Raw genomic sequence first — 19,191 nt, 5'->3', positions numbered from 1 at the left:
TTTGAAAAGAATAGTCGCTTATTCTTTGGAGTGGTAATCAATGATTGCAAAAAAGCTTTCAGGGGACGGGCAGCGGTGCGGGAAGGCGGGCGGGTAGCCGGGACCTTTCCTGCACAGCTAGTTTTCGGAATCGATCTTAAAATTAGGACTTATTTGCACCCGGGCAAAAACGGCACAGGCATCCGGGGCCCCTTCGGGTTCTGCCTCCCGGCCCAGCTTGCGCAGCATCCGGTAGTGCGACCGCAGGGCGGCGCCGAATGTGGGGTACTCGATATAGGGCAGGTGGAACTCCCGGGCTGTTTCGCGGATGATGGGGTTAAGGGCAGGGTAGTGGATGTGGCAGATTTTTGGAAACAGGTGGTGGGCCGTTTGCAGGTTCAGGCCCCCGCAAAGGAAAGTGGCCAGGGAGCTGTCGCCGGCGAAATTCGAAGAAGTGCGCACCTGGTGCTCGGCCCACGACTCCTCCATATTACCCTGGGCGTTGGGCTCGGGGAACGCCGTATCCTCCACCACGTGGGTGACCGAAAAGACGAGGCCCGATACCAGTCCCTGTACCAGCTGCAGCAATAAAAAGCCCGTCAGCACCTGCCACCATGGTAGCGGCACCACCATAAGGGGCAGCACAATGAAAAGAACATAATAGACCGCTTTATAAAAGAACAGGTTGAAGTATTCTTTCTTCGGGTGCCGGCCGGAGCGGTGGCCGCCGATCTCTTTTTGGAAAAACTTTTCAAAATCCTTCCGGAATACCCAGTTGAGCATGGCCACGGCGTACAGCCCAAAGGCGTAGAGGTGCTGGTAGCGCTGGTGGGGCAGCATTTTTTCGGTGACGGACAACCGGATCAGGCCGGGCGCCATGTCGAGGTCGCCGTCATGGCCGGCGATGTTGGTGTAGGAGTGGTGGACGATGTTGTGGGTGATGTTCCAGACGTAGGGGTTGGCGCCGATAAAATGGAACAGCAGGCTGAAGGCCTTGTTGACGTGGCGGTTGGCCGAGAAAGCACCGTGGATGGCGTCGTGGCAGATGTTGAAGCCGATGCAGGCACCGAAGGCGCCCAGCAGGGCTGCCAGGAGGGCCATAACGGGGGCGCCGAAAAGTCCCGACAGGAGCAGCCCGTAGAGCGCTATATAGCCGGTAAGGAAAAACAGGGCTTTGGCCCAGAGGGACCGGTTGCCGTATTTCGACAGGGCGTTTTGGTGAAAATAGGCGTCCACCCTTTGCTTTAGGGTTGCGTAAAACTGGGACTGGCGCGTATTGGTGAATTTCAGCTTTTTTGCCATAGCAATGGATTATTTCAAAAATGAAGGCAGGGTCGTTGGCGGCGGCGGTACTGCAAGGTACGGCGGTTGCGCTTACCGCCAAGCTTTCAATAAGTCGCCGTCTTGGCGCACCTGGCCCCCTTCGATCCGTTCCTGCACCGCTTCCAGCAGTTCGGTCCGCATGTCTTCCGTCACCCGGGAAAAGCCGAACAGGCGGGCGATGTAGGGCACGGCGGCTTCGGCGCTGATGGCCACCGATTCGCGTACGACCTTCTGGATGGCCAGCGTCAGCTCTTCGGGGGCAATGTATTTGAGGCGGCGGCTGGGCGAGGGCAGGCCGCTGCGGTTGCGCACTACCGGCACCGGCAGGGCGGCATGCCACAGGAAATCGCCCCGCTGCTCCACGCGACCGCTGCCCTGGGCAAACTTGGCCGCCAGGCGGATGTGGTCGCGCATGCGGGGGCTGACGCGGACCAGGCCGGCGCCCTCCGCCAGGCGACGGGCCACCTCCTCCACGTGCACGGGACTTTCGGCCTGCACCACCGTTTCCACCATCGAAGCCACGCGGCTCATGGGCTGCTGGTGCAGCTGCTGGCCTGCGAGCTCTTCGGGCAGCACCGCCACCCGGTACAGCGGCTGGCCTTTTTCCGGCCCCCCGGCAGGCTCGCGCAGCAGGGCCTTTTCCTGCACGGACGCTTCCAGCACGCTTTCGGATTGCGCCAGCGCACAGGCCGCCTTGATGGCGTCCACCACCCGGAGCGCTTCCTTGTCGGGCTGGCGGAACCAGTCGGCGCTCCAGATGCGGTGGAGCTGCCAGCCCATGCCTTCGAGCACCTGCTGACGCAGGCGGTCGCGGTCGCGGGCCGAGCGGGCCGCCCCGTAGGAGGCGCCGTCGCACTCGATGCCCAGCACGTAGCGACCGGGATGCTCGGGGTGCACCACCGCCAAATCGAGGCAATAGCCTTTGGAGCCCACCTGCCGGTGCACGGTATAGCCCAGGGCCGCCAGCTTCCGGGCCACGGCCTCCTCGAAGGGGGGGCCTTCGGCCCTTTGATGGGTTTCGGTGGCTTCCGACATCTCGCCCTGCTGGGCATAATGCAGAAAGCGCCGAAGGGCTTTGACGCCTAAGGAAGGGGAGCGGTTGGATTCCAGGTCGGCGGCGGTGAAGTTGGAAAAAACCTCGCAGCGCAGCCTCGCCCGGGTCATGAGCACGTTCAGCCGCTTTTCGCCTCCTTCGAGGTTCAGCGGTCCGAAGGAATGGTGCAGCACCCCTTCGGCGGTGCGGCCGTAGCCGATGGAAATGAGGATCACGTCGCGTTCGTCGCCCTGGACGTTCTCGAGGTTTTTAATAAAGAACGGCTCGTGGGTATGGCGGGCAAAAAAGCCTTCGGCATCGGTCTCCCAGCGGCGCCGTCCCTCGAGGGCTTCCTGGATGGCTTCGCGCTGGGCCGAGCTGAAGGCCACTACGCCCAGGCTCAGGTAGGGGTGGCGGCGGGCATGCGCCATCACGGCCTCCGCCACCGCCGTGGCTTCCAGGGCATTGGTGCGGCTGCCGCCGCGGTCGTAGGCGGCATCCTTCAGGTGGTGAAAGGCCAGTCCCATGGGCACGGCCGAACCCGGGGAGGGAAATACCACGAGGCGGTTATTATAAAAGGCTTCGTTGGACAGGTGGATGAGCGACTCGTGGCGGCTGCGGTAGTGCCAGCGCAGCATTTGTTGCGGCACGCCCCGGGCGGTGCAGAGGCCCAGGATGCTGGGGATGTCGGCCGTGAGGCTTTCCTCTTCCGGGGCATCGGCATACAGCTTTTCGAAAAACGAGGTGGGCGGCAGCTGCTGCGTATCGCCGACCACCACCAGCTGTTTGCCGCGCAGCAGGGCGCCCAGGGCTTCCACGGGCCGCACCTGGCTGGCCTCGTCGAAGAGCACGAGGTCGAACTCCAGGGCACCGGGCGGCAGGAACTGGGCGATGGACAGTGGGCTCATCATGAATACCGGCTTGATGGCCTGGATGGCCAGGCCCGCCTCCTGCATCAGGCGGCGGATGGGGAGGTGCCGCGCTTTTTTATTGAACTCGGTGCGCAGGATGGTGGCCTGTCCGCCGGCATCTACCGCGGGCATGCCTTCCCAGTGCTTCAGGGCCGCCAGGGCCCGGTTGTACTGGAAGCTCACCAGGTCGAGGCGCCGGAAATGGCGCACCACCTCTTCGTGGGTGGCGCGTTCAAAGAGGCGCAGCGGCGGGCGGTGCACCAGCGCTTCCTGCAGCAGGTTTTCGTAAAGCGTTTTTTGAAAGGCGGTTTTGAGCAGGCTTTTGGCGCCGGCCCAGCCGGTGGCGGCAGTCACCAGGCCTTCAAAGCCTTCTTCCAGCGCCAGGGCGGCCAGGTTGTTCCAGGAAACGGTCCGATGCAGGGCGGGAAGGCCGCTGCGCCACTGCATCAGCAGCTCCAGCTGCAGGGCAAAGGGCTGGTGGGAAAGCGATTTGCTGCCGAAGCGCAGGGCCTCGTCCAGCTCCAGCTTTACGGCCAGGGCGTCCACGCTTTTGCCGTGGTCGTTCAGGCTTTCGAGCAGGGCTTCGTGGTAGCCTTTGGCGATTTGGGACGCCTCCTGGCGGGCCAGGTAGTCGATGAGGGTGGAAGGGCAGGCGCCGGCCTGTACCATGCGGTGCAGTTTCAGCAGGTAATGGGTCGCTGCTTCCAGGGCGGCCCAGTCGCTTTTGGCGCCCTGCCACTGGCTGCCGAACAGGTTGGCGGCCACGGGCTCGTATTCGGGAATAAAGGTGCGCAGGCGCCGGGCTTCCAGCAGGTCGTCCACGTATTGCAGCCGGCCGGGAAGTTCGGCCGGCAGCTCGCCCACGGTCAGGGCGCGCAGGCGTTTGAGCGATTTGCCGTACGAGCCTACCACGAAGCGGTACCACTGTTCGCCATGGGCCAGCAGCTCCTGCCGCAGGGGCAGCACGTCTTCTTCCCAGGCTTCGGGCAGGAAGATGCCGTCGTAGGCGGCATAAATTTCCGCCAGGCGCTTGCCGGAGGCCAGCAGCTCGGCCAGCCCCGTTTCGTGGCGGAGCCAGAGGTCGCTGTGCAGCGAGAGGTCGCGCAGGTCGGGCTTGGCGGCAGCCAGCTGCACCCAGGAGGCCAGGCGGATGCTTTCCTCGCGGTTGGCGGGAACGGGCAAACCCATGGTGCCGGCGATAAAGCCCGTTTCGGTCCGCAGGGCCACGGTGGCGGCCAGGGCCAGCTCGAGCTGGTGGTCGAGGGTATCCTGCACCAGCGGCGACACCACCTTCAGGCGGCAGCCCCAGAACAGGGCTTCCGCCGGCACGCCGGTTTCCTGCAGCAGCGCCTCCATGCGGCCGGCTATCAGCTCGGCCCTCCGGATGCGGTCGCGGTCCCAGCTTTCGGGCCGGTCCATGGAAATCCGGGGCACGGGGTGATGCTCTACCAGGGGTTGTAACTGCAACAGGTAACCGAACAACTGCTGCGGCGATAGGCCGGTCTGGCCGATGGCGTCATTGACGGCCCGGGCATAGGCGTTCAGCTCGTCGCGGTGTTGCTGCAGCAGGGCCACTTCCTGCTGCAGTTGGAAAATAGCGGGCTTGCCGAGGTCCATGACGCGGCGCAGCTCCTCGTGCAATTCTTTTTTATGAGCTTTATGGGAGTGCAGCTCCAGGCAGGCTTCGCCCAGGTTGGCGCTGTCGAGGCGGCGCTTCACCACTTCGAGGGCGGCCATTTTTTCGGCTACGAACAGCACTTTTTTTCCCTGCCCGATGGCATGGGCGATGATGTTGGTGATGGTTTGCGACTTGCCGGTGCCGGGAGGGCCCTGTACCACCAGGTGGCGGCCTTTGTCCACGGCCAGCAGTACTTCCAGCTGCGAGCTGTCGGCATCGACCACCTGCAGCAGGCGGGCGGCTTCGGGCCGGTCGTCGAGGAAGGGATCTTCGGCTGCCGGGGGCGCTTCCTCAAAGCCCGTATGCAGCAGGCGCTGCAGCAGGGGATGGTCGTGGGGCTGGCGGTCCTCGGGCCAGCCGGCGGGGTCGAGGTCATTGTACAGCAGGAATTTACCGAACGAGAAGAAGCCCAGCACAATGGCGTCGGGCACCACCTTCCAGTGGGGGTAGTGGGTGATGGCGGTGGCCATTTTTTCGAAATAGGCTTCGGGTTCGGCCTCCTCGCCCTCGGGCAGCAGCGGCAGCGACAGGCTGAAGTCGGCTTTCATCTTGGCGGCCAGCGACAGGTTGCCGCCCACTTCGCCGCCGGTATAGCGCAGGCGGAAGCGTTCGCGGGCCGAAGAGCGTTCCAGGGTCACGGGCACCAGCACCAGCGGCGCCAGGCGCGGTTCGGTGCTGCCCGATTCGTACCACTGCAGCATGCCGAGGGCCAGGTACAGGGTATTGACGCCCTGTTCTTCCAGGGCGATGCGGGCGGCGTAATACGTATGAAGGAGTTTGTGCTGCAGGCCTTCCTCCGTTTCGGGGGTGCGCAGCTTGTTGTCGTTCCAGTCGGCATCCCCTTCTTCCAGCTGGGCCATGGCGGCGGCGGTGATGCCGTCTTCGATGGGCGGCTTGGGTTTGAAGAACATGGTTTTGCCTTCCGTCACCAGGAACTGGTACACGGAGGCGGAGCGTTCCCGCACCACCTGCAGTCCTTTGGTGGCGGAGGGTCGGTAATGGAGTAACGGATTGCGAAGGCCCAGGTCCAGCAGTTCCTTGCGGGCGGCTTCCAATTTGGAACGAATTTCCTGCATGGAGGCAAAGTAAAAGATTTTGGGAATTGGCCCCTTGGGAATTAGGGGTTTAGGGGTAGAATTGGGGATAACTGGTCATGGGGGAAAGGGATATTCGTTAATTGGTTCATTGGGAGGGGGTGGTTATTCCAATACCAGGGCGAGGATGGCAAAGGCGTCGATCGCCAGCAGGGCGGGTGGGACTTCTTTTGTTTTGCCCAGGGCCAGCTTCAGCACCGTCCAGGTGAGGAAACCCCAGATGATGCCCTGGGTAATGGAATAGGTAAAGGGGATCAGCACCATCGCCAAAAAAGCCGGGATGGCGTCGTCGAGCTGTCCCCAGCTGATCTTGACCACGGGCCGTACCATAAAGGCGCCCACGAGCACCAGGGCCGGGGCGGTGGCGATGGCCGGCACTACCGACAGTAACGGCGCCAGGAACAGGAAGGGCAGGAACAGCAGCGCCGCCACTACCGCGGTCAGGCCGGTACGCCCGCCCGCCTCGATGCCCACGGCCGACTCGATATAAGCCGTTCCCGGGCTGGAGCCCACCAATCCCGCCAGGGTGGTGGCCACCGCATCGGTCACCAGGGCCTTTTTCAGGTTGCGGGGCTCGCCGTTCTCGTCCAGCAGGTTGGCGGCCTCGGCCAGTCCCACCAGGGTGGACAGGCTGTCGAACATGTCGGTAAACACAAAGGCAAAGATCACGGGCAGTACGCTCCACTGCAGGGAATGCACCAGGTCGAGGCGGAGCAGCAGGCTGAAATCCGGGGCGGCAAACAGCTCGGTCACCTGCACCAGCGGGGTGCTTCCGCCCCACCACCGTCCGATGGGATAGGCGGCAAGGGTGGTAAAGATGATGCCCAGCAGGATGGCGCCCTTCACGTTGCGGGTGATGAGCACGGCCATCACCAGCAGGCCGGCCAGGAAGGTGAGCACGGTAGGGTTGAGGCGGCCGGCACCGATGATGGTGGCCGGGTTATGGACAATAAAGCCCGCATTGGACAGGCCGATCAGGGTAATGAACAGGCCGATGCCTGCCGCTATGGCGTACCGCAGGGGCCGGGCAATGGCCCGTACAATATAGGTGCGGACGTTAAAGGCCGACAGCAGCAGGAAAACCACTCCCGACCAGAACACGGCGCCCAGCGCCACCGGCCAGGGTACCTTCATGCCCAGCACGGCCGTAAAGGTAAAAAAGGCATTCAGCCCCATGCCCGGGGCAACGATAATGGGGTTGCGGGCATACAGCCCCATCATCAGCGAGGAAAAAAAGCACACCAGCACCGTTGCCGTCAGCACGCCGGAAAACGGCATGCCGGCCTGGCTGAGCACCGAAGGGTTGACGACAATAATATAAGCAGTGGCCAGGAAAGCCGACAACCCGCCAATAACTTCCGCGGTGACCGTGGTTCCGGCTCGTTTTAACGCTTCGGATGAAAACATGCTTCTTTTTTGAGTTTACAAGTTTACGGGTTTACGGTTAATAGTTCCTGAGTTCCTATGTTCCTGGGTTCCTGGGTTGGGCGTACAGGGGTTTGGGGTGTTTTTCCTTTGGGGGTTGAACGGTAGGCAGTGTTTTTGTACATTTATCCCCGTCATGAATACACGCTTCAGCTTTCGAACAAACGGCATTTATGTCCGGCGGGCAGACGGGGAGCCTGACCCCCACTTTCTGCGGTTTTTCATGGAAGACCCGGAAAGGGACCAGGCCGATAACTACCTGTTGATGGGTACATTGCGCAACGGCGCCCGCAACGGGGGCAAATCCCTGCAGGAGGGAGCGGAAGGTACGGAACGTATCGACTTTCATATTGATGACAACGACGGTACCGAAGTGTTCTGGTACGGCTCCGACGAATCGCACTGCATCGTGACGGTGTACAACGAAGGGCAGTCCGTACTGTTCACCCGCACCCACCCCGAACGTCCCAAGCAGACCTTTGAATTTACCTTCCAGGGGTTTGAAAACGGCGCCTGATTTCCTGCCCGAATCTATTGAATAGCGGCCCGCACCAGGACCGCTATTTTTTTGCCCTGCCGGCAACCTACCGGTGACGCCCGCCCGAAAAATTCTGCCCGCTGGGTACCATGAAAAAAGTCCCGGGAACACCGGGACTTCTTCTGCAGGGCATTGGTTGCGACCGAAAAATTTTCTTTCCTTACAGGTTGATGCACAGTTCATCACTGGGGCTGTCGGTGCGCAGGGCCTTGCTTTGTTCCACCTTCAGCACGCTTTTGCCGGACTTGTAGGTGATGGTATAACGGGCATACAGCTTTTCCTTGCGCTTGCGCAGGCTGTCGACCCGCACGGTCTGGTCGAGGGAAGCCCCCATCGTTTCCAGCTGGTTCAGCTTTACGTCGGGGTATTGATTTTCCCAGATCACCTCGGTATTCTTTTTATTCACTTTGATCAGTTCGACATTCACCTGTGCCCGGGCCTTGGCATACACGCGGGCCTGGTAATCGCCTGCCGGTTTGATGGAGATGTTGATTTCTTTGCTGTTGCCGGCCGCCGGTTTGATCAGGTGGCCTACCTGCGCACGGAAAGAAGCAGTGATCACAATCAGGGTCAGCACGAGGGTCATTAATACTTTTTTCATATCCTTTCTTTTGGTGAAAAAAACTTCACAGGTAAGCAACAGGCAGTACAATCGAAAGCGGGCAGGCAGGAGTCGTAGCAGGCCGGGATCCGGATGGGGGAGGCGTTTCTGCGCCTTTGCTCCCGGCGATGCAACAAAAGTAAACCGCCCCTTCGGGGCCTGGAAATCAACTTCTTTCTCCATTTTGCATCGTAAAACAGGCTTTAAAAAGCCGGAACCCTTGCCCTGCCTGCATTTGGCGGAGGTGCATCTATAATGCCCAACGGCCATTTAAGGCGGTAAAAGGCAAAAGGCCGGTCCGGTCCGGATGCAAGCAGCATTCGGACCGGACCGGCCTTTGGAAAAAAATTCAGTGAGGGGGTTATACTTCCACCCAGGTTTCGCTTTGCGAGCTCTGGAACACGGCCTCGATGACCCGCATGTTGTTGATGGCGTCTTTCAGGGGCATGGGGACGGGGGTATCGTCCAGGATGGACTTGGAAAAAGCGTCGCCCTGCAGGGTGTATTGGTCCACGGGATCGAAAATAAATTCCTCGGCCCCGGCGGCGGTATGCAGCCAGATCCGGGTAACCTGGTCGGGGGGCGCGTTGAAGGGGATCTCGATCTCGATGCGGCCGGTGGTGCCCAGGATATTCACCCGCTGGAAGGGCGTCAGCTGGGTGGAGCAGGTAAAGGTGGAGGTGCCGGTAACGAAGTCGAGGATGCCCGATGCCTGGCGGTCGGTGCCCAGAACGGGGTCCACGTTCATCATGCCGAAGACCCGCACGGGCTCCTTGCCGAACAGCATCCGGGAGAGCGATACGCAATAGCAGCCGATGTCCATCATGCCGCCGCCGCCCAGTTCCTTCTGGTTGCGGATGTTCTGGGGATCCACGTTGTAATAGGCAAAGAACGACTGGATGGTCTTCAGCTCGCCGATGCAGCCGGAGGCTACCAGGCTGCCGGCCTGCTGCCATTGGGGGTGGTAGCGGTACATAAAGGCTTCCATCACCTTCAGGTGCGGCTTCTGGCGGGCCACCTTCAGCAGGTGTTCGCCGTCCTCGGGCGACAGGGCGATGGGCTTTTCGCAGAGCACGTGCTTGCCGGCCTCCAGCGCCTTGATGGTCCAGGGAATGTGCATGTGGTTGGGCAGGGGAATGTAAACGGCATCGATGTCGTCATCCAGCAGCAGCTCCTCGTAGCTGTCGTAGGCTTTGGGAATGGAGAGGCTGGAGGCGACGGCCCGGCCCAGCTCAGGGTCCCGCGATGCAATGGCCGTCACCTCGCCAAACTGGCTGTGCTGCATGGCAGGGATAACTTTCTCTCTTCCGATTTTCGCGGTGCTGAGCACGCCCCAACGTATTTTCTTCATGAACCATATCAATTTTTCCGGTACAGGGTGATCCTCCCCGCCCGAATACAATGCGGGGTGATTAACAGCTTAAAGCTAATATAAAAAAGGGCTAACTCATGCGTTTTGTTGGGAAGAAAAGCAGCAACGGGGACAAAGAGGGGATAACCCTTCCTTGTCCCCGTTGACCGTATGGGCACTTTTATCAGCGGTTGCGGTTTTTGTTCCGCCCTTCACCTGCCACGTCCTGGTCGCGGGAGGCGGGGTTGCTCCGGTGTTTTTCATTCTTGTTGCTGCTGACGGTTCCTTTTTCCTCCTGCTCGCGCTGCGCTTCCTGGTTCCTCGGGTTTCCGCTCTGGCTGCCGGTCTGGTTGGCCAGACGGGTGCCTGTTTTTCTGTTGTCTCTCATGATGAAACGTTTTGGAAACTGGGGCAAGAATGTTGCCATTCAGGGGATTTCGGATGTCGGATTTCGGATCCCCTTGATAGCAGAAAGTGTCTTTTCCTGCAGCAGGCATCCGGCATTCGGAATAAAATAAAAAATGCCCCCGGAATCCGGAGGCATTCAAAACTATAAAACATTTTCTGCTATCAAGGAATCCGAAATCCCAAATCCGAAATCCCTAGATTCCGTCTTTGCGGCGGATCTTCACGCGGATGGCGTCTTTGACGGGTTTTTCAGAGATGAAGATGAGGTAACCACCTCCACCGGCGCCGCTCAGTTTCCAGCCCAGGGTGTCGGCAGCATACAGCTGAATGTGCTGCCGGATCTCGGGGGTGACCATATGCGGAAACATGGCCACCTGTGCTTCGAAGGATTCGGTAAAATACCGGCCGACGGCGGCGGCATCCTTTTGCAACAGGGCGTTCCAGCAGTTGTCGGCCGCTTGGGCCAGCCGGCGGGCGCCTTCGGCGGAAACCCGGGTGGCTTCCAGTACCGAATAGTCCGATACGCGGGGTCCCAGCATCACCAGGTACAGGTGGTCTTCCAGCCAGTCGAGGAGGTCGTTGTCGTCCACCGAAGTGATCGCCTCGGGCCAGTAATGGCCGTTGTAGTCCAGCCGGTTCAGGCCGGGCAGTACGATGCCCAGGGCGTCCTGCGAGCCGGCCACCTCTTTGGTGCCGGGCGGGTTTTCGTAGGTGAAGAGGATCTTCGCCAGCTTTTGGCGGTCCCCGGAAGGAATGGCGTGGCGCCACAGCTCAATGGCCTTGTTGCGGGTGCTGGAGGCCATGCCGCTGCGGTGGTTGAACTCCAGGGTAGGTTCCAGCGAAATGGTCAGTACCGGCCCCGGGTGGTGCTGCGACACGAACGGTTGATCGAGCCAGCCCCCGGCCAGGTCAATCCGGAAGGGAATGAGGCATTCGGTCCGCAGGTTGGTGGTGGAGCGGGGTGGCAGGTTCTCGTGGGGAATGCGTTGCAGTATTTTGTACTCGATATTCCGCTGCCGGCACAGTTCGGCCTTGGCCGGGGAGGCGCCGTCTTCATTCACCACGAATATATCGGGCCGGATCTCGTCCAGCTCCTGGGTAAAGTCGATAAGGCCAAATCCTTTGTTGATGTGGCAGGCCGTCACACAGGCCAGGGCGTCGATCATGTATTTCCGCTCCTCCTGTGAGGTAACCGGGTAGCGGCCTTTCAGGCGGTACACATTCTCGTCGTTGCCGATGCAGGCATGGACTTGTCCATAGGTGGACGCTTCTTTCAAAAAGGCGATGTGGCCGCTGTGCAGCATGTCAAAACATCCGGAAACCATTACTCTTTTAGGGTAACTCATAATAGTGAAGTAGGGCAAAAGCCTGTTAATGCAATTGTTTGGCAGGCGCAAAGATAAAGGTAAAGGATTGAAAATCGTGCTGGTACGGAATTTCCTATGATGGGGTACAAATAAATAGCTTATGGTAAGAATGATCCTGCTGCTGATAATGATCCTCTCCGGGGCAGCCTCCCGGGCCCAGGGAAGGGTGGCGGCCCGCGTTACGGGCTTTGCCAGCGACAAAGGGGTATGCAGGGCCTGCCTGTTCACCAGCGAGGCTTCCTACGCCAAGGGAACGGATCCGTTCCGGTGCGTGCAGGTGGCGGTGGCCGGGCGGGAAGCCACGGTGCAGTTTGAAAACCTGCCGGATGGGCGTTACGCCCTGGCCCTGTTCCACGACGCCAACAACAACAACCGGATGGACAAAAACTTTTTGGGCATTCCCCGCGAAGGGTATGGCGCCTCCCGCAACCAGTTGCCCTTCGCCGCGGCTCCGGGCTTTAAGGAAAATGCTTTCGACGTGGCCGGCACCGCTACGGTCCGGCTGGAGATCCGGATCCGCAATATCGGCCTGTAGCCGGCTTGCCCGGGCATAAAAAAGCCGTCCCGTCTCTCCCAGGGGGAGACGGGACGGCTTTTCCTTATATACAATCTGCAACAACAAAAGGCAGCGCTGCCCTGATTTCCTTTTCCGGTCATTTCGCCAGCAAGGGGGCGGGGGCGGGCTTAGGGCCCGTTTCCAGCTTCCGGCGGCTTTGCAGGTATTTTTCCTGGATCACCTGGCTCATGGGCTTTTTCAGCACCTTGCTTTCCACCCAGGAAATGATGTCGAGGTAGCCGAAGGAACGGGCTTCGTAGCGGTTGGTGTTCAGCTGCTTGATCTTTTGCAGGAACTGCTCGAATTCGTGTTGCAGCTTGTGCCGCGACAGGTGGAAGGTGGAGCGTACAAAGCGGAAGATCTCTTCTTCCACGATGGTCAGCTTTTCCATCTTCGCCATGAAGCGGTATACCGATTTGATCAGCGACTCCATGATGGAATCGTTGCCCAGCTCGTAATGCGACATCAGGTGCAGCAGCCGCGCATAGCATTGCAGGTCGTTGCGCATCTCCACGTTTTCGTTGATGATGCGCTGCAGGTAATCAATGGCGGTATCGTAGTCGCCGCTTCCGAAATAAAGGGTGGCTATTTTGTAGTTGAACACCAGCAGGCGGTGCTTGTCCAGGAACATGGAGTGCTCCTGCAGCTGTTCCTCGATGGAGGGGACCAGCTTGACGCCTTCCTTGAAGGTGCCCAGCATAAAATGCAGTTTCAGCTTGGCGCTCTGGATGTATTCGAAGGTCTGCACCCGGAAGTTGTCGTGGTGGCGGATGAGGTCCGATTCGGCAAAGCCCTCGAACTCTTTCAGCACCGTTTCAAAGCCGCGGTAGTTGCGCAGGTTGAAGTGGGCGTTCAGCAGGTTGTGCATGCCTTTGATGTAGTGGCCTGCTTCCATATCCACCATCACGGGCTTTTCGCGGAACAGGTCGGTCCACTTCTGGGCGTAGCGGTAGGAGTTGAGATAATCCTGCCGGATAAAGGCAAACCAGAAATAACTTTGATAGAGGTACAGCTTTTCGTAAAAGCCGTTGTGGCGGTCCGCGTCTTTGGGAAAGTGTTCCTGGAAGTATTGGGTAACGCCGGCCTCGTCCTTCTGGTTGCGGGCATGGCCGTTCTTCACGAACCAGCTGTACATCTGCAGGGCCAGGTTGGAGAGTTGGGTGATCACCTGGCGCCGTTCGTGCACTTCGTTGGCTTCCGCCATCAGTCGTTCGGTCCGGTCCTGCATGCCGCGGGTGGAGTGCAGGATCTCGATTTTCTTTTCCAGGGAGATCACCTGCATCAGCACGGTGTCCTGGCTGTATTCGTGGGCCAGTTCCTTTACCTTGTCCAGGATCTTCTGGCTTTGGTTGTACAGGCCTTTGTAGTAAAGAATCCGGGCATAGTCCAGTTGTTCGTTCAGTTCCAGGTCCACGTTGCCCGTGCTTTTCAGCAGGCGCAGCGAGGCCAGGACCTCCCGGTACAGGTGGGTCTTCAGGTTGGAGAGCTGGGGTTTTTCCGTTCCCGGCAGTTTTTTCAGGAGCACCTTTTCGTCGTAGTCGTGCATCTTATCGAGGGCATCGAACAGCTGCACGATCTTCAGGTCTTCCTTGGCCGAACTCCGTTTGATGTACAGCTTGAAATGGCGCTTTTCGGATTTTTCCAGCGAATGAACCAATTGAAACAACGTATCTGAATATCTGTTGGACATAATAGCTTGAACCTCATGAAACCCAAGCCCGGTAAGGGCTTTAACAAAAAGCGGTTTCTTTTGGCGTAATGACTTTCCGGTTTTTTTGGTTTTAAGGGGAAAGTGCCTCATCCTACTTTTGGATCCTCGGAATGAGTAGATAAGGCAAGCAATCGGGTATGGTTACAATCGTCGGCACTTATTCCTGTTGAAAGCTGTTCGCACTACAAGATTTCTCTCAACTTTTTCATATGGCAAGCAATCGTTAGTCGCCCCTTGTTTCTACTCGGGGCTTTTTTCTTTTATGGCCTGCAAGATATGTTTTGACCTGCCAACTAAAAAATTAAATTTCCTGTTCCTCCTCTGTAAGGCCCCCGTTTTTACTAAAGAAATCCTAAAATAAGTTTACGAGTTTACGAGTTCGTTACCGGCGTCAGCAACTCGTAAACTTGTAAACCCGTAAACTCGTAAACTAAACTATCAAAACAACGTCCCCTCCAACGGCATGCCCCGTGCAGGTCAGTATCATTCCCTCCGCCCGCTCTTTATCGGTCAGCACTTCGTTGTGCGACAGCCATACCTGCCCCTGAATGCAGCGGGCGGCGCAATTACCGCAAACGCCCGATTCGCAGCTGTAGGGCAGTGCGATGCCCTGCTTTTTGGCAGCCTGCAGAATCGTATCCGGGTACTGTACCGGCACCAGGATTTTTTCCTGTTTCCAGTAAATGGTGACCCCGTGGGGGTCGGTATCAGGAGGCAGGAGCCGCTGTACGGCCTTCCGGGGAAAAAAGTTCTCGCGGCGGATGTGGGCTTCCGGGATGCCTTCGCGCTGCAGGGTGTAGGTGCACATCCGCATGTAGTTGACCGGGCCGCAGGTATAAAACAGCTGCCGGGCAGGAGGTGCGGTGCTGTACTGCTTCCACAAAGCCACCAGCAGGTCGGCATGCAGGTGTGCCCGGTACAGGTCGGGGGCATTGCTGAAGAGAAATTCCACCTGAAGGCGCCCGGGAAAGGCGGCGGCCAGCTCCTGCAGCTGCCGGTAAAAGACGGTGACGGCAGGGGAGGCGTTGCTGTAGATCAGCACCACCTGCAGCCCCGGCCAGTCGTGCAGGGCGGTTTTCAGCAGCGCGTAAATGGGGGTGATGCCGATGCCAGCGGCCAGGAAGAATACCTGGTCCACCGACTGCCGGTCGTGGGGCAGGACAAAAAAGCCGCCCGCCCCGGTGGTCAGGAGCTGGTCGCCCGGGCGGGCATGGTCCACCAGGGGACGCGAAAACACCCCGTTTTCCACCCGCTTGATGCCCACCGCCGGCGGCTCGCCCAGCGCCGGGGCCGATACCAGGGAATAGGAGCGGCGCACTTCGGACGGCCCGTCCCGGTACACGAAGGTCAGGTACTGCCCCGCCTGGTAGGAGCGTGGCCCTCCTTCCAATTCAAAAATCTTTACGTCCCGGGCTTCCTCTTTAATGCTGCTTATCGTAAGTGTCGTGTACAGGTTTGAGGCATCCATATCCTTGGGGTTTACGAGTTTACAAGTTTACGAGTTTACGAGTTGTTTGCGAGCAGTGAAGAACTCGTAAACTTGTAAACAAGTAAACTTGTAAATTTCTTAAAAATGGATACACAACTCAACGGAAAGACCGCCCTGGTGACCGGCTCCACGGTCGGTATCGGCTTTGCTATCGCCCGAATGCTGGCGCAGGAGGGCGTACGGGTCTGGCTCAACGGGCGCAGTACCGACCGGGTCCAGCAGGCCGTCGATCGATTAAAGGCCGAGCTGCCCGGGGCCGCGGTGTCGGGCGTGGCCGCTGATTTTTCAAAGGCCCGGGACGTGGGTGATCTGCTGCGGCAGTTGCCCAAGGTCGATATCCTGGTCAACAATGTGGGCATCTTCGAGCCTAAGGCCTTTACCGACATCAGCGACGAGGAGTGGTGGCGGTTTTACGAGGTCAACGTGCTGAGCGGGGTACGGCTGTCGCGCCATTACCTGCCCCTGATGCTCGGGGCCGGCTGGGGGCGCATCATTTTTATCTCCAGCGAATCGGCCATCAATATCCCCGAAGAAATGATCCATTACGGCATGACCAAGACGGCCCAGTTGGCCGTTAGCCGCGGTCTGGCCGAGTTGACCAAGGGCACGGCCGTTACGGTCAATTCCGTGCTGCCCGGCCCTACCCGTTCCGAGGGTGTGGGCGACTTTGTCACCAGCCTGGCGAAAGCCCGGAACGTATCGCCCGACCAGGCCGAAAAAGACTTTTTTCGCACGGCACGCCCCAGCTCGCTGCTGCAGCGCTTTGCCTCCGTGGAGGAGGTAGCCAGCCTGGTGACCTTCGTAGCCAGTCCGCTGGCCTCGGCCATCAACGGCGCCGCTTTACGTGTGGACGGCGGCGTGGTGAAGTCGGCTTTTTAAAATGTAAAATGGAGGTTGTGAAATTCAGATGTTACAATCTCCCTTTTACATTTCTTAAATTCACCCTACAAATCTCGCAAACATGGCTTTTGTCGACTACTATAAAATCCTGGGATTGGAGAAGCATGCGACGGAAGATCAGATCAAGAAGGCCTACCGCAAGCTGGCCCGCAAGTACCATCCCGACCTCAATCCCGACGACAAGGAAGCACACCGACAGTTTCAGCAGATCAACGAAGCCAACGAAGTGCTCAGCGACCCCGAGAAACGCAAAAAATATGACCAGTACGGCGAAAACTGGAAGCATGCCGATCAATATGAACAAGCCCGGCAGTCGCAGGGGGCCGGCGGCTTTGGCGGCTTTAGCGGCAGCGAAGGCTTTTCCGGTTGGGGAGAAGGCGGCGGGGAATTTTCCGATTTTTTTGAATCCCTTTTCGGCCGCCAGGAACGCAAAGGGCCTACGCGGTTCCGGGGCCAGGACTACAATGCCGAACTGCAGCTGACCCTTCGCGAGGCCTACCATACCCACCAGCGCACCATTACCGTCAACGGCAAGAACATCCGCCTGACCATCCATGCCGGCGTGGAGCACGGGCAGGTGGTGCGGCTCAAAGGCCATGGCGGCCCCGGCGTCAACGGCGGTCCCGATGGCGACCTCTTTATCACCTTTGTCCTGGCCGACGACCCTTCCTTCCGGCGCACGGGTAACGACCTGCACCTGACCGTGGAACTCGACCTGTACACGGCGGTGCTGGGCGGAGATATTACCATTGATACCCTGGGCGGCAAGGTAAAGCTGAAAGTGCCCCCCGAAACCCAGAACGGGGCCAAAATCCGCCTGAAAGGCAAGGGCTTTCCCGTCTATAAATCCGAAGGCCAGTTCGGCGACCTGTACGTTACCTACAAGGTAAAGATCCCTACCCAGCTTACCGAGCGGCAGAAAGAGCTGTTCCGGGAGCTGGCAAAGTCGGGAACCTGAGGCGGTTCCCCTGGAACCGCCCTTCCGCAACTTCATCCGAAACATTCCAAACGCAATTCAAATGGAAAATGAACAATTGATACCGGCGGATGCGCTTTGCGCTCAATACAATATAGAATACGCCTTTATCCGGTCCCTGCAGGATTACGGCCTGGTAGAGATCGTAACGGTGGAGGACAGGTGCTTTCTGCATCCCGAGCAGTTGCTGGAGGTGGAGCGGTACATTCACTTCCACTACGACATGGACATCAACCTCGAAGGGATCGAGGTCATTTCCCGCCTCCTGGGAAGGATCCGGACGATGCAGCGCCGCCTGAACCTGCTGCAAAACCGCCTGCACGTATACGGGGAAGAATTGCCAACGGGCAACAGGTAATCAGCAATAGGCAATTGGCAATAAGCAACAACCCATCATTCACCTTAAAAAAACAACCAATGGAATCAACTCAGCAGGAACGGAAATCCCAGGGCGCCAACATCAGCCTGGAACAGGCGCAGGCCGCCGTACAGGCGGCGGTAAATAAATCAAGGGACCTGGGCGTTAAAATGAACATTGCCGTGGTGGATGCCGGCGCCAACCTGACCGCCTTTGCCCGCATGGACGGCGCCTGGCTGGGCTCTATCGACATCGCGATGCGCAAAGCCCGCACGGCCCGCTACTTCGATATGCCCACCGGCGACATCGGCCAGCTTTCACAGCCCGGCGGCTTCCTCTTCAACATCGAGCACTCCAATGGCGGGCTCATCACTTTCCCCGGCGGCATTCCCATCAAAGGCCCCGGCGACGCGATCATCGGTGCCATCGGCGTCTCCGGCAGCACGGTCGAAAACGACCATATTGTCGCGCAAGCGGGAGTGGAGGCGATTTAGGAAGTTTACGAGTTGCTGGCGCCCGTCCGGAAGAAACTACAAAAGTCTTTAAGACTTTTGTAGTTTGACGGTCCTTCAGGCTGCTGCTTCCGGAGTTACGCCAATTCGTAAACTCGTAAACCCGTAAACTCGTAAACTGCTCAAGCGTAGTAAAATATTCCAGCACATCAGTAAAACATTGCATTTTTCGTAACAGGCAACCGTTCTACCTTCACACCTCCTAAAAACCCCCTCCGAGCATGAAACTAACGAAGGTTTACGGTTTTGCCGCCGTCCTGATGTTTGCCTTTGCCGCACCGGCCGTTGCACAGGCGCCCCAGTCCAAAAAAGAAAAAGAAGCTGCTTACGTTAAGGTGGTAACCCCCCGGGCCGACAAGATCGTGGCTACCCTGGGCATTACCGACTCTTCTACCTACAAGAAGGTGCGCAGCATCATGGTGGACCAGTACTGGTCGCTGAGCGAGATCCACGATGCCCGGAACGAAAAGATTAAAGCCGCCAAGGCAGAGGGTTTGGAAAAGGCCGCCCTGGAAGCGAAGATCAAGGGATACGAGGACGAAGCCAATGCAAAGCTGGACAAGCAACATAAAAAATACCTGTCCGCCCTGAAGAAGAAGCTCAACGAAGACCAGGTAACGAAGGTAAAAGATGGCATGACCTATGGCGTCGTTCCCATTACCTACCGTGGCTATGTGGAGATGCTGCCGGAAATGAAGGAGGAGCACAAGCAGCAGATCATGGCCTGGCTGGTGGAAGCCCGCGAACATGCCATGGACGCCGAATCCTCCGATAAAAAGCACGCCTGGTTCGGTAAGTACAAGGGTAAGATCAATAATATGCTGTCGGCTGCCGGTTATGATACCAAGACCGCCCGTGCCGTTTGGGAGAAAAAGCTGAAAGAGCGCGAAGACGCCGCCCGGGCTGCCAAAGCCGCTCATTAAGGTCCACTGAAGTAGTCTCTTCGATTTACGATTTCTTATAAAAAAGCAACAAGTGCAC

General features: G+C 58.7%; 16 protein-coding genes. 7 read left to right on the top strand and 9 right to left on the bottom strand.

Going from position 1 to position 19,191, the window contains the following annotated elements:
• Positions 1–117: 117 nt before the first annotated feature.
• From V9K67_RS22930 to V9K67_RS22920, 3 genes are all read right to left on the bottom strand, one after another.
• Entirely contained in the window at positions 118–1,281 is a 1,164-nt protein-coding gene (locus tag V9K67_RS22930) for a fatty acid desaturase family protein (protein ID WP_336726668.1), read from the bottom strand.
• Between the two features lie 72 nt (positions 1,282–1,353).
• The gene (locus tag V9K67_RS22925) at positions 1,354–6,000 is read right to left on the bottom strand and encodes a DUF3320 domain-containing protein (RefSeq protein ID WP_336726665.1); all 4,647 of its coding nucleotides are present in this window, start codon (positions 5,998–6,000) and stop codon (positions 1,354–1,356) included.
• A gap of 123 nt (positions 6,001–6,123) precedes the next feature.
• Positions 6,124–7,425 (bottom strand): NCS2 family permease, encoded by a 1,302-nt coding sequence (locus tag V9K67_RS22920; RefSeq protein WP_336726663.1) that lies wholly within the window; start codon positions 7,423–7,425, stop codon positions 6,124–6,126.
• Positions 7,426–7,579: 154 nt separating this feature from the next.
• On the opposite strand from V9K67_RS22920, the gene V9K67_RS22915 reads away from it, so the two are divergent.
• Positions 7,580–7,960, top strand: coding sequence for a hypothetical protein (locus tag V9K67_RS22915; RefSeq protein ID WP_336726661.1), 381 nt, complete (start codon positions 7,580–7,582; stop codon positions 7,958–7,960).
• A gap of 181 nt (positions 7,961–8,141) precedes the next feature.
• On the opposite strand, the gene V9K67_RS22910 is transcribed toward V9K67_RS22915, so the two are convergent.
• From V9K67_RS22910 to V9K67_RS22895, 4 genes are all read right to left on the bottom strand, one after another.
• On the bottom strand, positions 8,142–8,582 hold the full coding sequence (locus V9K67_RS22910; protein ID WP_336726660.1) for a hypothetical protein: 441 nt from the start codon (positions 8,580–8,582) through the stop codon (positions 8,142–8,144).
• A gap of 361 nt (positions 8,583–8,943) precedes the next feature.
• Entirely contained in the window at positions 8,944–9,933 is a 990-nt protein-coding gene (locus tag V9K67_RS22905; RefSeq protein WP_336726658.1) for a Gfo/Idh/MocA family protein, read from the bottom strand.
• Between the two features lie 184 nt (positions 9,934–10,117).
• Positions 10,118–10,321 (bottom strand): hypothetical protein, encoded by a 204-nt coding sequence (locus tag V9K67_RS22900; RefSeq protein WP_336726656.1) that lies wholly within the window; start codon positions 10,319–10,321, stop codon positions 10,118–10,120.
• A 214-nt stretch (positions 10,322–10,535) separates the two neighbouring features.
• Positions 10,536–11,687, bottom strand: coding sequence for an adenylyltransferase/cytidyltransferase family protein (locus tag V9K67_RS22895; RefSeq protein WP_336726655.1), 1,152 nt, complete (start codon positions 11,685–11,687; stop codon positions 10,536–10,538).
• Positions 11,688–11,808: 121 nt separating this feature from the next.
• On the opposite strand from V9K67_RS22895, the gene V9K67_RS22890 reads away from it, so the two are divergent.
• Positions 11,809–12,243, top strand: a complete 435-nt coding sequence (locus tag V9K67_RS22890; RefSeq protein ID WP_336726653.1) for a DUF2141 domain-containing protein — start codon at positions 11,809–11,811, stop codon at positions 12,241–12,243.
• 118 nt (positions 12,244–12,361) lie between these two features.
• Here V9K67_RS22890 and V9K67_RS22885 read toward each other — a convergent pair whose 3' ends face one another.
• The gene (locus V9K67_RS22885) at positions 12,362–13,930 is read right to left on the bottom strand and encodes a hypothetical protein (RefSeq protein ID WP_336726650.1); all 1,569 of its coding nucleotides are present in this window, start codon (positions 13,928–13,930) and stop codon (positions 12,362–12,364) included.
• A 475-nt stretch (positions 13,931–14,405) separates the two neighbouring features.
• Entirely contained in the window at positions 14,406–15,443 is a 1,038-nt protein-coding gene (locus tag V9K67_RS22880) for a flavin reductase family protein (RefSeq protein ID WP_336726648.1), read from the bottom strand.
• Positions 15,444–15,548: 105 nt separating this feature from the next.
• Here V9K67_RS22880 and V9K67_RS22875 point away from each other — a divergent pair, with 105 nt between their 5' ends.
• From V9K67_RS22875 to V9K67_RS22855, 5 genes are all read left to right on the top strand, one after another.
• The gene (locus tag V9K67_RS22875; RefSeq protein ID WP_336726647.1) at positions 15,549–16,343 is read left to right on the top strand and encodes an SDR family NAD(P)-dependent oxidoreductase; all 795 of its coding nucleotides are present in this window, start codon (positions 15,549–15,551) and stop codon (positions 16,341–16,343) included.
• Positions 16,344–16,425: 82 nt separating this feature from the next.
• Entirely contained in the window at positions 16,426–17,322 is an 897-nt protein-coding gene (locus V9K67_RS22870; protein WP_336726644.1) for a DnaJ C-terminal domain-containing protein, read from the top strand.
• Positions 17,323–17,383: 61 nt separating this feature from the next.
• A complete protein-coding gene (locus tag V9K67_RS22865) occupies positions 17,384–17,698 on the top strand; it encodes a chaperone modulator CbpM (protein ID WP_336726641.1) in 315 nt (104 codons plus the stop codon).
• 59 nt (positions 17,699–17,757) lie between these two features.
• Positions 17,758–18,192 (top strand): GlcG/HbpS family heme-binding protein, encoded by a 435-nt coding sequence (locus V9K67_RS22860; RefSeq protein ID WP_336726639.1) that lies wholly within the window; start codon positions 17,758–17,760, stop codon positions 18,190–18,192.
• A 239-nt stretch (positions 18,193–18,431) separates the two neighbouring features.
• The gene (locus V9K67_RS22855) at positions 18,432–19,133 is read left to right on the top strand and encodes a DUF3826 domain-containing protein (protein WP_336726637.1); all 702 of its coding nucleotides are present in this window, start codon (positions 18,432–18,434) and stop codon (positions 19,131–19,133) included.
• The last annotated feature ends 58 nt before the right edge of the window (positions 19,134–19,191 follow it).

This window comes from Huijunlia imazamoxiresistens, assembly GCF_037132455.1.
GTDB classification, from domain to species: domain Bacteria; phylum Bacteroidota; class Bacteroidia; order Chitinophagales; family Chitinophagaceae; genus Flavisolibacter; species Flavisolibacter imazamoxiresistens.
This window is presented reverse-complemented; position numbering and strand designations above follow the sequence as displayed.

Bases quoted from the DNA above. Each gene is read 5' to 3' on its own strand.
- V9K67_RS22870 (WP_336726644.1), top strand. From the start codon at position 16,426: ATGGCTTTTGTCGACTACTATAAAATCCTGGGATTGGAGAAGCATGCG.
- V9K67_RS22880 (WP_336726648.1), bottom strand. From the start codon at position 15,443: ATGGATGCCTCAAACCTGTACACGACACTTACGATAAGCAGCATTAAA.
- V9K67_RS22865 (WP_336726641.1), top strand. From the start codon at position 17,384: ATGGAAAATGAACAATTGATACCGGCGGATGCGCTTTGCGCTCAATAC.
- V9K67_RS22895 (WP_336726655.1), bottom strand. From the start codon at position 11,687: ATGAGTTACCCTAAAAGAGTAATGGTTTCCGGATGTTTTGACATGCTG.
- V9K67_RS22925 (WP_336726665.1), bottom strand. From the start codon at position 6,000: ATGCAGGAAATTCGTTCCAAATTGGAAGCCGCCCGCAAGGAACTGCTG.
- V9K67_RS22875 (WP_336726647.1), top strand. From the start codon at position 15,549: ATGGATACACAACTCAACGGAAAGACCGCCCTGGTGACCGGCTCCACG.
- V9K67_RS22910 (WP_336726660.1), bottom strand. From the start codon at position 8,582: ATGAAAAAAGTATTAATGACCCTCGTGCTGACCCTGATTGTGATCACT.
- V9K67_RS22930 (WP_336726668.1), bottom strand. From the start codon at position 1,281: ATGGCAAAAAAGCTGAAATTCACCAATACGCGCCAGTCCCAGTTTTAC.
- V9K67_RS22915 (WP_336726661.1), top strand. From the start codon at position 7,580: ATGAATACACGCTTCAGCTTTCGAACAAACGGCATTTATGTCCGGCGG.
- V9K67_RS22900 (WP_336726656.1), bottom strand. From the start codon at position 10,321: ATGAGAGACAACAGAAAAACAGGCACCCGTCTGGCCAACCAGACCGGC.
- V9K67_RS22905 (WP_336726658.1), bottom strand. From the start codon at position 9,933: ATGAAGAAAATACGTTGGGGCGTGCTCAGCACCGCGAAAATCGGAAGA.
- V9K67_RS22860 (WP_336726639.1), top strand. From the start codon at position 17,758: ATGGAATCAACTCAGCAGGAACGGAAATCCCAGGGCGCCAACATCAGC.
- V9K67_RS22855 (WP_336726637.1), top strand. From the start codon at position 18,432: ATGAAACTAACGAAGGTTTACGGTTTTGCCGCCGTCCTGATGTTTGCC.
- V9K67_RS22890 (WP_336726653.1), top strand. From the start codon at position 11,809: ATGGTAAGAATGATCCTGCTGCTGATAATGATCCTCTCCGGGGCAGCC.
- V9K67_RS22920 (WP_336726663.1), bottom strand. From the start codon at position 7,425: ATGTTTTCATCCGAAGCGTTAAAACGAGCCGGAACCACGGTCACCGCG.